Source organism: Pseudomonas sp. LSJ-87, from assembly GCF_032971465.1.
Lineage (GTDB): Bacteria > Pseudomonadota > Gammaproteobacteria > Pseudomonadales > Pseudomonadaceae > Aquipseudomonas > Aquipseudomonas putida_Z.
Map to the genome: position 1 here is coordinate 81,882 of NZ_JAWJYQ010000041.1, position 14,460 is coordinate 96,341.

The following is a 14,460-nucleotide window of genomic DNA, read 5'->3' on the forward strand; positions in this document are numbered from 1 at the left end:
GCAGCGGCGATTCCCCGGCGATGGAAAGGCTGCAGAAGGTTTCAGAGGATGAGAATGGGGGCATTAAAAAGCCGGCTTGTGGCCGGCTTCTCGGGGACGCTTCCGACTAATTTATGGTAAGCCGCAATCGCCTTAACTGTGTGGCCATCAAGGGCCTGAAAGAGATGGCAGATGCCCGTGTGGGATATCGCCGAGCCCTCTGGACCGCGGCTCGCGCCGGTCGGGGCTGAATGTGCGGCGTAGCATACAAGGGCGCGCGCAGGATGCCCAGCAAAAAATGGCACAGGTTGTTTCAGTCGGGCCGTTGCTGGCGGAAATGCGACCAGTGGAACACCCAGCCCAGAATCTCCAGCCCTTGTGTCTGGCGCTGGGCGGTGGTGTAGCGTTCGACCGCATAGTTGCGCCGATCATGGCTGTGCAGGTACAGCGTGCCGTGCTGGCCGAGGCTGAGGTTGTTCACCCTGAGCACGCCGTTGTGCAGCAGGGCATAGGTTTCGCCCTCGAACACCTGGGTCATGCCCAGGTCGATGGCCAGGGTGGCCTGCAGCGGAATCAGCGGTGTCATGTTGCTGGCGGGCATCGCCAGGCAGATGGCGTTGTCGGCATGCACTCCCAACCCTTTCAGGGCTTTTGCGGGCAGGCACATGTGCTTGCCCGCCACGGGCGACAGCAGGCCGTTGTGCAGTTCGTAAAAGGGCACCTTCAGTGCCCGGCCGCCTTGCGCCGACAGCGGCGTGCGCGGGTTGGCGGGCGCCGGCCCTGGCGGGCAGCTGCGCAGGATCGGGTTGTGGTGTTTGGGGCCTTCGCCCGTGCGCAACCAGCGACGATGCACGCAGAACAGGTCGGCCATTTCGTCCAGCCGGGCCAAAGGCACGCCGCGCTTGAGCCAGTTGTTGACGTGCTGGGGGGTGACGCTGCGCTGGGCGGCGAAATCGGAAGAGGTCAGGCCACATTCGTGGAGGAGGGCTTTGAGTCGGTCGCCGGATGTGTTCATGGCGGCGAGTGTAGCGGCGGGGTGCCGGCAAGGATATGAACCAGATGTTGATGGGGCTTGTGTGAAAAGCGCCTGTTTGTAGGGCGTTGGAGTAGGACTGCGTAGGATTTTTTACTCTCCCAAGCAAGTGCACGGTTCCTGTGGGAGCGGGCCAGCAATTAGAATTTGAGCAAGGCAGTTGCTTCTGCGCAGGCAGGTCATCCAGTGCCAGGGCGACCAGCCATCCATCAGGCATAAAAAAACCCCGCCGAGGCGGGGTTTTTCATGCAACCGGCATCAGCCCTTGTAGGCAGCAACCGATTTGGTGATCGCGGCACGGGCGGCGTCAGCGCCTTCCCAGCCTTCGATCTTGACCCACTTGCCCTTCTCGAGATCTTTGTAGTTGGCAAAGAAGTGCTCGATCTGCTGGATCAGCAGGGCTGGCAGGTCGGTGTATTCCTTCACATCGACGTACAGCTGCGACAGCTTGTCGTGAGGAACAGCGATGACCTTGGCGTCGCCGCCGCCGTCGTCGGTCATGTTCAGCACGCCGACCGGACGGGCGCGGATAACCGAACCTGGGGCTACCGGGTAAGGGGTAACGACCAGCACGTCCAGCGGATCACCGTCATCGGCCAGGGTGTTCGGGATGAAGCCGTAGTTGGCTGGGTAGAACATCGGGGTAGCCATGAAACGGTCGACGAACAGGGTATCGCTGTCCTTGTCGATCTCGTATTTGATCGGCGCGTGGTTGGCCGGGATCTCGATGGCGACGTAGATGTCGTTCGGCAGGTCTTTGCCCGCCGGAATCTTGCTGTAGCTCATTGGGCAGTGCCCCCGTGTTTGACCAAAAAAGTGGCGGCGATTATAGGCACATTCTGCATGGGCATGCCACGCCTGGCCTGATGTGCGGCCCCGTCAGGCGTGGCTTTCGCGGTATTCCGGGTGTTCGGCCTGCAGCCGGCACAGGCGCGCCAGTGGGTCCTGGCGGTAGAACAGCGACAACTGGCGGTAGACCTGTGGATAAGCCTGTTGCAGCAGGTCGGGGGCACTAAAGAAGTACTCGCTGGTGACGGCAAAGAACTCCGCGGGGTTCTCTGCGGCATACGGGTCGATGGCGGTTTCGGCCTCGGGGTTGGCGTCCAGCTGGCGGTTGAGGTCGTCATAGGCCTGTTGCATGGCGGTTGCCCATTCATCCACGGGCATGCCGCTGTGCAGCGGCGGCAGGCCGTTGGCATCGCCATTGAGCATGTCGAGCTTGTGCGCCAGTTCATGGATGACCAGGTTGTAGGCCTCCCAGCCACCACTGGCCAGCACGCCGTTCCAGGCGAGGATGATCGGGCCCTGCTGCCAGGCCTCGCCGCTGTGCTCGCCGTCCCACACGTGCTCCACGCCACTGGCATCGCGGTGGCGCTGGGGGCTCTTGAAGTCGTCGGGGTAGAGGATGATTTCGTGGAAACCCTGGTACCAGTTCAGCTCGCCCAGGTGCAGCAGCGGCAACTGTGCCTGGGCCGCCAGCAACAGGCGCTGCTCGTCATCCGGCTCGACGCCGGGCAGGCAGGTGAGGTGCTTGTCGAGCAGGAACAGGATGCAGGCTTCACGCAGCCAGCGATCTTCTTCGTCCGTGATGCCATCCAGCATCGGCAGGCGCTCGCGCACGGCCTGCCATTGCTGGGGGGTGATGGGGTAGCGCGCCAGGGTGCGCTTGCGCCGCCAGGCGCTGAACGACCACATCTGCAGGTTTCAGTGGGCCTTGGCCGTGCGGCCCAGGCGGCCACGCAGCAGGCCGAGGATCATCGGCACCAGCGACAGGATGATGATGCCCACCACCATCAGCGACAGGTGCTGCTTGATGAATGGCACGTTGCCGAAGAAGTAGCCCAGGGTCACCAGGCCGCCGACCCACAGCAGCGAACCGGCGACGCTGAAACCGAGGAAGCGCGGGTAGTGCATGTGGGCGATGCCGGCGACGAACGGTGCAAAGGTGCGCAGGATGGGCAGGAAGCGCGCCATGGTCACGGTCTTGCCGCCGTGGCGTTCATAGAAGTCGTGGGTACGCTGCAGGTAGTCGCGCCGGAAGATCTTCGAGTTGGGGTTGTTGAACAACCGCTCGCCGGCCGTGCGGCCGATCACGTAGTTGGTGCTGTCGCCGAGGATTGCGGCGGCCATCAGCAGGCCGGCCAGCAGCAACGGGTCCATGCCGCCACCGGCGGCCACGGCGCCGGCAATGAACAGCAGCGAATCGCCGGGCAGGAAGGGCATGACCACCAGCCCGGTTTCACAGAAGATCACGGTGAAGAGGATGGCGTAGATCCAGGGACCGTAATTGGTGACCAGCAGATCGAGGTAGGCATCGAGATGCAGGATAAGGTCCAGCGGGTTGAAATCCATGTACAGCACCTGTGTTCTTGGGCGTAGGCTCGGTTACCTGGGGATGGGTAAATTTTCACACATGACAGGTGGGCCATTATACGGCTAAGTCAGGAACATGCCCGGGGAGTTTGTAGCGGGGGGTTACGACAGGGGGGTATTCCTGTACCGGCCTCTTCGCGGGTAAACCCGCTCCCACAGGTACAGCACCGACTTCAGATGCGCCGCTATGCCTGTGGGAGCGGGTTTACCCGCGAAGAGGCCAGCACAGTCAATCCTGGCTGATCGGCAGGATATAGCTCTTGAACTCGTTATCCTCACGAAACCCGATGGATTCGTAAGTCTTGTGCGCTACCTCATTGTCCGCACTGGTCGACACCCGCATGCGCACGGCGTTGGTTTCCTTGGCCATTTTCTTCGCCTCGCGCATCAGGTGGTCGGCCACCAGCATGCGCCGCGAGTCCTCGGCCACATAGATATCGTTGAGAATCCATACCCGCTTCAATGACAGCGATGAGTAGCTTGGGTACAGCTGGCAGAATCCCAGCAGTTTGCCGTCGTCATCATCGGGTAGCGCCAGGTAGATCACCGACTCATCCCGCTTCAGGCGCTTTTCCAGGAAGCTGCGCGAACTGTCGGGGTAGGGTAGCTGCCCATAGAACTCACGGTATTTGACGAACATCGGCGTGAGCAGGTCGAGGTGTTCCAGGGTTGCCTTGATGATGCGCATGTGCGGCCCTCAGAGTCCATTAGGGGAAACAGCGGATTGCCATCAGCCTTCAAGGGCATGCTGCCCAATGCGCGGTGCAAGTGCAATCCGCCTTCCGTGACATGTTTTTTACCCTTTGCCGAGCAGGAAGTTACCTTTCTGGCCGGTGCTGTGTTCACTCTCCAGGCTATGGACCTCGGCTTCGTCCTTCAGATTCACCCCGGAAAGCTGGCGCCGGCAGGCTTCGCGCATCAAGTACAGCAAGCGGTGCGCCGCCATGCCATAACTCAGGCCCTCCAGGCGGATGTTGGAAATGCAGTTGCGGTAGGCATCGGTCAGGCCGACCTTCGGTGCATAGGTGAAGTACAAGCCAAGGCTGTCGGGCGAGCTGAGCCCCGGGCGTTCGCCGATCAGCATCACCGTCATCCGGGCGCCCAGCAGCTCACCAACCTCGTCGGCCACTGCCACGCGGCCCTGCTGCACCAGCACCACCGGGGCGCTGGTCCAGCCATCGGCGGCGGCCTGTTCCTCGAAACGCGCCAGGAATGGCAGGGTGTGGCGGTGCACGGCCAGTGCCGACAGGCCGTCAGCGACGACGATGGCCAGGTCGACCCCGCCGGGGTTGGCCTGGGCGTGCTGGCGCAGCGCGGCAACCGAATCTTCGTTCAGCCGTCGCCCCAGGTCCGGGCGTTGCAGGTACTGGTTGCGGTCGCTGGCGGCGCTGTGCAGCACCAGGCTTTCGCGCCCGCGGTCACTCAGCTGGGTAGCCAGGCCGGCATGGTCGAAGGCCAGGTGCACGGCGTCGCGGGCCTGGGCGTGGGCAAACTGGAAGTCCAGCTGCGCACCGGTCGGCAGGCTGGTGCCGGTGCGGCCCAGGGCTATGCGCGCCGGGGTCAGGTTGCGCAGGGCCAGCCAAGGGTTGTCGGGGGTAGGCGTGCGGTGGTCCATGGTCATCCCTATGCAAGCTGTGCCAAGGCCTGGCGGAAGGCCGGCGGCAGGTTGTCACCAAAGCGCACCCGGCCATCGGCCTGGGTGAAGATGCCGGTGCGGGCCAGCCATGCCTCGAATTCCGGCCCGGGCTTCAGGCCCAGGGTCTGGCGCGCGTACAGCGCGTCGTGGAACGAGGTGGTCTGGTAGTTGAGCATGATGTCGTCGGAGCCGGGGATGCCCATGATGAAGTTGATCCCGGCCACGCCCAGCAGGGTCAGCAGGGTGTCCATGTCGTCCTGGTCGGCCTCGGCGTGGTTGGTGTAGCAGATGTCGCAACCCATCGGCACTCCCAGCAGCTTGCCGCAGAAGTGGTCTTCGAGGCCGGCGCGGATGATCTGCTTGCCGTTGTACAGGTACTCAGGGCCGATGAAACCGACCACGGTGTTGACCAGGAACGGCTTGAAGTGGCGGGCCACGGCATAGGCGCGGGTTTCACAGGTCTGTTGGTCGACGCCGTGGTGGGCGTTGGCCGACAGCGCGCTGCCCTGGCCGGTTTCGAAGTACATCAGGTTCTGCCCGAGGGTGCCGCGTTTCAGCGAAAGGCCCGCTTCGTAGCCTTCCTGCAGCACGTTCAGGTTGATGCCGAACCCGGCGTTGGCCGCCTCGGTGCCGGCGATGGACTGGAACACCAGGTCCAGTGGCACGCCACGGTTGATCGCCTCGATCGAGGTGGTGACGTGGGTCAGCACGCAGGCCTGGGTGGGGATGTCGTAGCGCTGGATGATGGCGTCGAGCATTTCCAGCAGGGCGCAGATCGAGGCGATGCTGTCGGTGGCCGGGTTGATGCCGATCATGGCGTCGCCGTTACCGTACAGCAGGCCGTCGAGAATGCTGGCGGCGATGCCGGCCGGCTCGTCGGTGGGGTGGTTGGGCTGCAGCCGGGTCGACAGGCGCCCGCGCAGGCCCATGGTGCCACGGAACCGGGTGACCACGCGGATCTTCTGTGCCACCAGCACCAGGTCCTGCACGCGCATGATCTTCGACACCGCGGCGGCCATTTCCGGCGTCAGCCCGGGTGCCAGGTTGCGCAGGCTGTCCTCGTTGGCCTCTTCGCTCAGCAGCCAGTCGCGCAGGCCACCCACGGTCAGGTGGCTGACCGGGGCAAAGGCTTGGGCATCGTGGGTGTCGATGATCAGGCGTGTTACCTCATCATCTTCGTAAGGGATCAGCGCTTCGTTGAGGAAATGGGTCAGCGGGATATTGGCCAGGGCCATCTGCGCGGCGACCCGTTCGCCGTCGTTGCTGGCCGCGACGCCCGCCAGGTAGTCCCCCGAGCGGGCGGGGCTGGCCTTGGCCATCACTTCCTTGAGGCTGTCGAAGCGGTAGACCAGGTGGCCGACCGTGTGTACGAAACTTGCCATACAGACTCTCCAGAGCCGCGGGTTGCCCCGCGGCGGGTGGCGGCGATCAGTGCAGGGCCTCTTCGGCCTTCTGAATCGCGGCGAATTCCTCTTCCGGTGTACCCGCGACCAGGTGGTGGCGGCTGTAGAAAGCAAAGTAGGCAATTAATACCGCATAGATCACTGCGGCGCCAATCACCACCCGTGGGTCGACCAGGAAACCGGCGACCACGGCGATGCAGGCCAGTACCAGTGCCAGGCCCGAGGTGAAGATGCCACCGGGGGTACGGTATGGGCGCTCCATCTTCGGCCGGCGGATGCGCAGGGTGATGTGCGCGGCCATCATCAGCACGTACGACAGGGTAGCGCCGAACACCGCCACCAGGATCAGCAGGTCACCCTGGCCGGTCAGCGACAGGGCAAAGCCGATGATCCCGGGGATGATCAAGGCCAGTACCGGGGCCTTGCTCTTGTTGGTTTCCGACAGTTTGCGCGGCAGGTAGCCGGCGCGGGACAGGGCGAAGATCTGCCGGGAGTAGGCGTAGATGATCGAGAAGAAGCTGGCGATCAGCCCGGCCAGGCCGACCAGGTTGACGAAGCCGCCCATCCAGGTGCTGCCGCCATAGGCTTTGGACAAGGCTTCTACCAGCGGGTTGCCGGACGCTTTCAGTGCTTCGGAGCCTGCGCCGCCGGGGCCGACCACCAGGATCAGCAGGGCGAAGGCCAGCAGCACCAGCATGGCGCCGATCAGGCCGCGTGGCAGGTCACGCTTGGGGTTCTTGGTTTCTTCGGCAGCCAGCGGCACGCCCTCTACGGCGAGGAAGAACCAGATGGCATAGGGGATGGCCGCCCACACGCCGACATAGCCGAACGGCAGGAAGCTGCTGGCGCCCACGGCGTCCGTTTTGGCGATGTCGAACAGGTTGGCTGCATCAAAATGGGGCACCATGCTTACCAGGAACACGGCCAGGGCGATGGCGGCGATGGCGGTGATGATGAACATCAGCTTCAACGCCTCACCCACGCCAAAGATGTGGATGCCGATGAACACGATGTAGAACGCCAGGTAGATCATCCAGCCGCCGATGCCGAACAGTGACTGGCAGTAGGCGCCGATGAACACCGCGATGGCGGCGGGGGCGATGGCGTACTCGATGAGGATCGCCGTCCCGGTGAGGAAGCCGCCCCAGGGGCCGAAGGCACTGCGGGCAAAGCCGTAGCCGCCGCCTGCGGTGGGGATCATCGACGACAGTTCGGCCAGCGAGAAGCACATGCACAGGTACATGGTGGCCATCAGCAGGGTGGCGAGGAACATGCCGCCCCAGCCGCCCTGGGCCAGGCCGAAGTTCCAGCCGGCATAGTCGCCGGAGATGACGTAGGCCACGCCCAGGCCGACCAGCAGGACCCAGCCGGCGGCACCTTTTTTCAGTTCACGTTGCTGGAAATAGTCCGAGCCGACTTTTTCGAAGTCGACGGAAGAGCCTGCCGGCGAGCCGGCGGAATGATCGCTTGGCATAGATTCACCTGTTGTTTTTCTTGGTGGCCGGACGGGTTCCGGGCCGATGGTGATGGGTACTGCAGGAAGCGAGCCAGAGCGGTTGGTGCTCTGGATATTGTGTTTGCAGGTCCGGCCTCATCGCCGGCAAGCCGGCTCCCACAGGTACTGCACAGGTCTGGAATCCCCTGCGATCCCTGTGGGAGCTGGCTTGCCGGCGATGGGCTGCAAAGCAGCCCCGAGGCCATCCCAGGTTTAGAAGAAGCCCAACGGATTGATGTCGTAGCTCACCAGCAGGTTCTTGGTCTGCTGATAGTGGTCGAGCATCATCTTGTGCGTCTCACGCCCGACCCCCGACTTCTTGTAGCCACCGAACGCGGCATGCGCCGGGTACAGGTGGTAGCAGTTGGTCCACACGCGCCCGGCCTTGATCCCACGGCCCATGCGGTAGGCACGGTTGATGTCGCGGGTCCACACGCCGGCACCCAGGCCGAACTCGGTGTCGTTGGCGATCGCCAGGGCTTCGGCTTCGTCCTTGAAGGTGGTGACGCTGACCACCGGGCCGAAGATTTCTTCCTGGAACACGCGCATCTTGTTGTTGCCCTTGAGCAGGGTCGGCTGGATGTAGTAACCGGTGGCCAGCGAGCCTTCCAGTTTCTCGACCTTGCCGCCGGTCAGCAACTCGGCGCCTTCCTTCTGGGCGATGTCGAGGTACGACAGGATCTTCTCGAACTGCTGTTGCGAGGCCTGGGCGCCGACCATGGTGTCGGTGTCCAGCGGGTCGCCGCGCTTGATCTGCAGCACCTTCTTCATCACCACTTCCATGAACTGCGGGTAGATCGACTCCTGTACCAGTGCCCGTGACGGGCAGGTGCATACCTCGCCCTGGTTGAAGAACGCCAGCACCATGCCTTCGGCCGCCTTCTCGATGAAGCTTGGCTCGGCTTGCATGATGTCTTCGAAATACACGTTCGGCGACTTGCCGCCGAGTTCGACGGTGGACGGGATGATGTTCTCGGCGGCGCATTTCATGATGTGCGAGCCGACCGGGGTCGAGCCGGTGAAGGCGATCTTGGCGATGCGCTTGCTGGTGGCCAGGGCTTCACCGGCTTCGCGGCCAAAGCCTTGCACCACGTTGAGTACGCCTTTTGGCAGCAGGTCACCGATCACTTCCAGCAGCACGGTGATGCCCAGCGGGGTCTGTTCGGCCGGCTTGAGCACCACGCAGTTGCCGGCGGCCAGTGCCGGGGCAAGCTTCCAGGCGGCCATCAGGATCGGGAAGTTCCACGGGATGATCTGCCCGACCACGCCCAGCGGCTCGTGGATGTGGTACGCCACGGTGCCTTCGTTGATTTCCGCGGCGCCGCCTTCCTGGGCGCGGATGCAGCCAGCGAAGTAGCGGAAGTGGTCGACCGCCAGCGGAATGTCGGCATTGAGGGTTTCGCGGATCGGCTTGCCGTTGTCCCAGGTTTCGGTGATTGCCAGCAGTTCGAGGTTCTGCTCGATACGGTCGGCGATCTTCAGCAGAACGTTGGAGCGGTCCTGCACTGAGGTGCGGCCCCAGGCGTCGGCCGCAGCGTGGGCGGCATCCAGGGCTTTATCGATGTCTTCGGCAGTGGAGCGAGGGAATTCAGCGATCAGCTTGCCATTCACCGGGGAGGTATTTTCGAAGTACTGCCCCTTTACCGGAGGAACGAACTCACCACCGATGTAGTTGCCGTAGCGGCTCTTGAAGGAAACCTTCGCGCCTTCGGTACCGGGATGTGCGTAACGCATGGTGTGTCTCCTGGCTATTGTGTTTGTTAGGGAGTTGGAAAGCGTAGAGCAAAGGTTGGGCCAGCGTTTCGAGCACCAGGCAAATCAATGACTTGGCTCGGTTCTTTGGGCCTGGCCCACGGTCGCTGTGCCAGCGCCGGTACGCGCGGGGGTGACACTTTGTGCCATTTGCGACACGTAACCGGAGGGTGCATTGCAAAGCCTTCCCGGGTGGAGGATGCTGGCGGGACTCTCTATCTGCGGAGAACTACAACAATGCAGAGCAATCATTTCAGCCGCCATGCCCAGCAAGTCCATACCGTCGCCCATGGTGGGGCCGGGGAGGGCGGCAGTGACCCGTCCATCGCCCGCTCCTGGCTGCGCTGCCTGGAGGACTACCACCTCGACCCGTCGGTGATCGAGGCCCCGGTGGTGCTCGAGCATGGGCGCCTGCTGGAAAGCCGCGAGCGCCTGCGCCAGGTGCTGCAGATTGCCGACCATGAAATGAACAGCCTGCACCAGCAGCTTTCCGGGGCCGGCCATGCAGTGCTGCTGACCGATGCCCGTGGGGTGATCCTCAATTGCGTCAGCGCGCCGACCGAGCGGCGCAGCTTCGAGCGCGCCGGTCTGTGGCTGGGCGCTGACTGGAGCGAGGCGCGCGAGGGCACCAACGGCATCGGCACCTGCCTGGTCGAACGCCAGGCGCTGACCATCCACCAGAACGAGCATTTCCGTGGCCGCCACACCGGCCTGACCTGCTCGGCCAGCCCGGTGTTCGACCCGCATGGCGAGCTGCTGGCAGTGCTGGATGTGTCTTCGGCGCGGCCCGACGTTTCCCGGCAGAGCCAGTTCCACACCATGGCCCTGGTCAACCTGTCGGCGAAGATGATCGAAAGCTGCTACTTCCTGCGCCATTTCGAACAGCAATGGCTGCTGCGTTTTCACCTGCAGGCCGAGTCGGTCGGCCTGTTCAGCGAAGGCCTGCTGGCGTTCGACGGTGACGGGCGCATCTGCGCCGCCAACCAGAGCGCGCTGAACCTGCTGGGCACGGTGCGTGGTGGCGTGCTGGGCAAACCGCTGGAACGCTTTTTCGCTTGCAGCCACGACGAACTGTTCAGCCGCGCCACGCCCGGTGGCAGCACGGCCTGGCCGCTGCATACCCTGGACGGGCGGCAGGTGTTCGCCAGCCTGCGTGGCCAGGCGCGCGCACCGGTGTGGTCGGTGCCAGCCGCCCAGCCGCGACCCGCACGGGAAGTGGAACCGCTTATCTGCCTGCTCGACCCGGCCTTGCAGAACGACTTCCGCCGCAGCGTGCGGGTGTTCGAGCGCGATGTGCCGCTGTTGCTGCGCGGCGAGACCGGCTGTGGCAAGGAGGCCTTTGCCCAGGCCGTGCACCAGGCCAGCGAGCGGCGTGGCAAGCCGTTCGTCGCCATCAACTGCGCCTCGATCCCGGAGAGCCTGATCGAGAGCGAACTGTTCGGCTACCGCGGCGGCAGCTTTACCGGTGCGCGCAAGGAAGGCATGCGCGGCAAGCTGCTGCAGGCCGATGGCGGCACCTTGCTGCTGGACGAGATTGGCGACATGCCACTGGCCCTGCAAACCCGCCTGCTGCGCGTGCTGGAGGAGCGCCAGGTGGTGCCGATCGGTGGCGAGCCGCAGGCGGTCGACGTGCGCATTGTCAGCGCTACCCACCGTGACCTGCTGGAACGGGTGGAGCAGGGCAGTTTCCGCGAGGACCTGTATTACCGGCTGAATGGCCTGGAAGTGGCATTGCCTGCGGTGCGCGAGCGCAGTGACAAGGCGCAGTTGCTGGACTTTCTGCTGCGTCAGGAGGCGCAGGGAGAACCGATCGATATCGAGCCCAGGGCGCGGCAGGCACTGCTCGACTTCGCCTGGCCGGGCAACGTGCGGCAGATGCGCAACGTGCTGCGTACCCTAGTGGCACTTTGCGAAGACTCCCGCATCGTGTTCCCTGATCTCCCCGCCATTGTTCGCGAGGGCTTCGCCCTCGATCGCCGGCAAGCCAGCTCCCACCTCGACCGCGGTGGCTTCAGGCCATGTGCAATCCCTGTGGGAGCCGGCTTGCCGGCGATAGGGCCAGGGCAGGTAGCACAAGACAGTTGCTCCCTCAGGGTGAATGGGGCTTTCGAAGCTGGTGCTGTACCTGTGGGAGCTGGCTTGCCGGCGATAGGGCCTGCCGCGTTGGAGGATGCCGAGCGCCATGCGCTGCTGGCGACCTTGGAGGCAAAACACTGGCACCTCACCCGTGTCGCCGAGCACTTGGGCATCAGCCGCAATACCTTGTATCGAAAACTGCGCAAACACGGCATCACCAGGGCCGACTGAGCGAAACATCTGGTGCGATTTGTCGCGCCCTGGGCTACCCTGCCTCGATGTTTTGCGAGGTCGACCATGCATATTCACATTCTCGGTATTTGCGGCACTTTCATGGGCTCGCTGGCGGTGCTGGCCAAGGAACTTGGCCACCGCGTCACCGGCTCGGACGCCAACGTCTATCCCCCGATGAGCACCCAGCTCGAAGCCCAGGGCATCGAGCTGACCCAAGGCTATGACCCGGCCCAGCTGGACCCGGCGCCAGACCTGGTGGTCATCGGCAACGCCATGTCGCGTGGCAACCCGGCGGTGGAATACGTGCTGAACAAGGGCCTGCCCTATGTTTCCGGCCCGCAGTGGCTGGCCGACCACGTGTTGCAGGGCCGCTGGGTGCTGGCCGTTGCCGGTACCCACGGCAAGACCACGACCAGCAGCATGCTGGCCTGGGTGCTGGAACATGCCGGCATGAGCCCGGGCTTCCTGATTGGCGGTGTGCCGCAGAACTTCTCGGTGTCGGCACGCCTGGGCGATACGCCGTTCTTCGTGGTCGAAGCCGACGAGTACGACAGCGCCTTCTTCGACAAGCGCTCGAAGTTCGTCCACTACCACCCGCGCACGGCGATCCTCAACAACCTTGAGTTCGACCATGCGGACATTTTCCCCGACCTGGCCTCGATCGAGCGGCAGTTCCACCACTTGGTGCGCACCATCCCCAGCGAAGGCCTGGTCATCCACCCCACCACCGAGCTGGCGCTGGAACGGGTGATCGGCATGGGTTGCTGGACCCCGGTGCAGACCACCGGCGAAGGTGGCCAGTGGCAAGCCCGTCTGCTCAGCCCCGACGGCTCGCGCTTCGAAGTGCTGTTCGACGGCGAAGCGCAGGGCGTGGTGGACTGGGCGCTGACTGGCCAGCACAACGTCGCCAACGCCCTGGCCACCCTGGCAGCGGCGCGCCATGTAGGCGTGGTTCCAGCCATGGGTATCGAAGGCCTGAGCGCCTTCAAGAGCGTCAAGCGGCGCATGGAGAAGGTTGCCGAAGTGCAGGGCGTGACCATCTACGATGACTTCGCCCACCACCCGACCGCCATCGCCACCACCCTCGACGGCCTGCGCAAGCGCGTCGGCGAGGCCCCGGTGATCGCCGTGATCGAGCCGCGCTCCAACTCGATGAAGCTCGGTGCCCACCGTGACGGCCTGCCGGAAAGCGTCAACGACGCCGACCAGGTGATCTGGTACGCCCCGGCCAACCTTGGCTGGGACCTGGCTGCCACCGCCGCGCAATGCAAAGTGCCCAGCGTGGTGGCCGACAGCCTCGAAGCGATCATCGAGCGGGTCAAGGGCCAGGCTCGCCCAGGCACCCATGTGGTGATCATGAGCAACGGCGGCTTCGGCGGCCTGCACGGCAAGCTGGCCGAGGCACTGAAGTGAGCGGGCCGGAACGCATCACCCTGGCCATGACGGGCGCCTCTGGCGCCCAGTATGGCCTGCGCCTGCTCGACTGCCTGGTGCGTGAGGACCGCGAGGTGCACTTCCTGATCTCCAAGGCCGCGCAACTGGTGATGGCTACCGAGACGGACGTGGTGCTGCCGGCCAAGCCGCAGGCGATGCAGGCCTTCCTCACCGAATATACCGGTGCTGCCGACGGGCAGATTCGCGTGTATGGCAAGGAGGACTGGATGTCGCCGGTGGCCTCGGGCTCCGGCGCCCCGGCGGCAATGGTAGTGGTGCCTTGTTCCACCGGCACCTTGTCGGCGATTGCCACTGGTGCCTGCAACAACCTGATCGAACGTGCTGCCGACGTTACCCTCAAGGAGCGTCGCCAGCTGATCCTGGTGCCGCGCGAAGCGCCGTTCTCCACCATCCACCTGGAGAACATGCTCAAACTGTCGCAGATGGGCGCGGTGATCCTGCCGGCGGCGCCGGGCTTTTATCACCAGCCGCAGACCATCGACGACCTGGTCGACTTCGTGGTGGCGCGCATTCTCAACCTGCTGAACATTCCCCAGGACATGTTGCCGCGCTGGGGTGAGCACCACTTCGGGGTGGATGATTGAAGCGAGCGCTGGCGGGTTTGCTGGCGCTGGTGCTGCTTGGTGGCTGCGCCACGGTGCGCACGCTGGATGCCAACAAGCCCGGGGCACCGGTGGTGTATGCCGGTACCCGGTTGGACTTGTATGTGATCAATGGCGGGTGCTGCCCGCGGGATCATTACGGGGCTGATGCGCCGGCGTATCCCGGGCTGGACCTGCCGGGGAGCATGTTGCTCGATACCCTGTTGCTGCCGTTGTCTTTGCTGACAGCGGCCGGTGTAGGCTTCCAGGCCACCGGCGGCCTGTAAGGGCCCTTTCGCGGGTAAACCCGCTCCCACAGGTACTGCACCAGGTCTGAAATCGATGCAAATCCTTGTGGGAGCGGGTTTACCCGCGAAGAGGCCCTGGCAGGTAAAGCCTAATTCTTGCCCAACCTGCGCAACTCATCCGACTCCACAATCCGC

General features: G+C 64.1%; 13 protein-coding genes. 4 read left to right on the top strand and 9 right to left on the bottom strand.

Annotation, left to right across the window (positions count from 1 at the left end; genetic code table 11):
• Positions 1–292: 292 nt before the first annotated feature.
• The 9 genes from RYH74_RS21335 to RYH74_RS21375 form a co-directional block, all read right to left on the bottom strand.
• On the bottom strand, positions 293–994 hold the full coding sequence (locus tag RYH74_RS21335; RefSeq protein ID WP_085705921.1) for an XRE family transcriptional regulator: 702 nt from the start codon (positions 992–994) through the stop codon (positions 293–295).
• A gap of 276 nt (positions 995–1,270) precedes the next feature.
• On the bottom strand, positions 1,271–1,798 hold the full coding sequence (ppa, locus tag RYH74_RS21340) for an inorganic diphosphatase (protein ID WP_003255365.1): 528 nt from the start codon (positions 1,796–1,798) through the stop codon (positions 1,271–1,273).
• Between the two features lie 93 nt (positions 1,799–1,891).
• A complete protein-coding gene (locus RYH74_RS21345) occupies positions 1,892–2,707 on the bottom strand; it encodes a zinc-dependent peptidase (protein WP_247846846.1) in 816 nt (271 codons plus the stop codon).
• Between the two features lie 9 nt (positions 2,708–2,716).
• Positions 2,717–3,364, bottom strand: a complete 648-nt coding sequence (locus tag RYH74_RS21350) for a DedA family protein (protein WP_025337547.1) — start codon at positions 3,362–3,364, stop codon at positions 2,717–2,719.
• A gap of 250 nt (positions 3,365–3,614) precedes the next feature.
• Positions 3,615–4,073, bottom strand: a complete 459-nt coding sequence (locus tag RYH74_RS21355; RefSeq protein WP_003257044.1) for a GNAT family N-acetyltransferase — start codon at positions 4,071–4,073, stop codon at positions 3,615–3,617.
• Between the two features lie 108 nt (positions 4,074–4,181).
• Positions 4,182–5,000: an ethanolamine ammonia-lyase subunit EutC gene (gene eutC / locus RYH74_RS21360; RefSeq protein ID WP_025337548.1), complete on the bottom strand. Its 819-nt coding sequence runs from the start codon at positions 4,998–5,000 to the stop codon at positions 4,182–4,184.
• Between the two features lie 8 nt (positions 5,001–5,008).
• Positions 5,009–6,403, bottom strand: coding sequence for an ethanolamine ammonia-lyase subunit EutB (locus RYH74_RS21365; protein WP_025337549.1), 1,395 nt, complete (start codon positions 6,401–6,403; stop codon positions 5,009–5,011).
• Between the two features lie 46 nt (positions 6,404–6,449).
• Entirely contained in the window at positions 6,450–7,898 is a 1,449-nt protein-coding gene (gene eat / locus RYH74_RS21370) for an ethanolamine permease (protein ID WP_013970695.1), read from the bottom strand.
• A gap of 234 nt (positions 7,899–8,132) precedes the next feature.
• Positions 8,133–9,653 (bottom strand): aldehyde dehydrogenase family protein, encoded by a 1,521-nt coding sequence (locus RYH74_RS21375; RefSeq protein ID WP_025337551.1) that lies wholly within the window; start codon positions 9,651–9,653, stop codon positions 8,133–8,135.
• A 255-nt stretch (positions 9,654–9,908) separates the two neighbouring features.
• Between RYH74_RS21375 and RYH74_RS21380 the strand changes: the two genes are divergently transcribed.
• The 4 genes from RYH74_RS21380 (at position 9,909) to RYH74_RS21395 (ending at position 14,304) form a co-directional block, all read left to right on the top strand.
• Positions 9,909–11,978, top strand: coding sequence for a sigma-54-dependent Fis family transcriptional regulator (locus RYH74_RS21380; protein ID WP_317410096.1), 2,070 nt, complete (start codon positions 9,909–9,911; stop codon positions 11,976–11,978).
• A 66-nt stretch (positions 11,979–12,044) separates the two neighbouring features.
• Positions 12,045–13,394, top strand: coding sequence for a UDP-N-acetylmuramate:L-alanyl-gamma-D-glutamyl-meso-diaminopimelate ligase (gene mpl, locus RYH74_RS21385; protein WP_075044477.1), 1,350 nt, complete (start codon positions 12,045–12,047; stop codon positions 13,392–13,394).
• Positions 13,391–14,020 carry a flavin prenyltransferase UbiX gene (ubiX, locus tag RYH74_RS21390; RefSeq protein ID WP_013970698.1) on the top strand — a complete coding sequence of 210 codons (630 nt, stop codon included), beginning with the start codon at positions 13,391–13,393 and terminating at the stop codon, positions 14,018–14,020. Before mpl ends, ubiX begins: the two co-directional genes overlap by 4 nt.
• Positions 14,017–14,304, top strand: a complete 288-nt coding sequence (locus RYH74_RS21395; RefSeq protein ID WP_025337554.1) for a YceK/YidQ family lipoprotein — start codon at positions 14,017–14,019, stop codon at positions 14,302–14,304. Before ubiX ends, RYH74_RS21395 begins: the two co-directional genes overlap by 4 nt.
• The last annotated feature ends 156 nt before the right edge of the window (positions 14,305–14,460 follow it).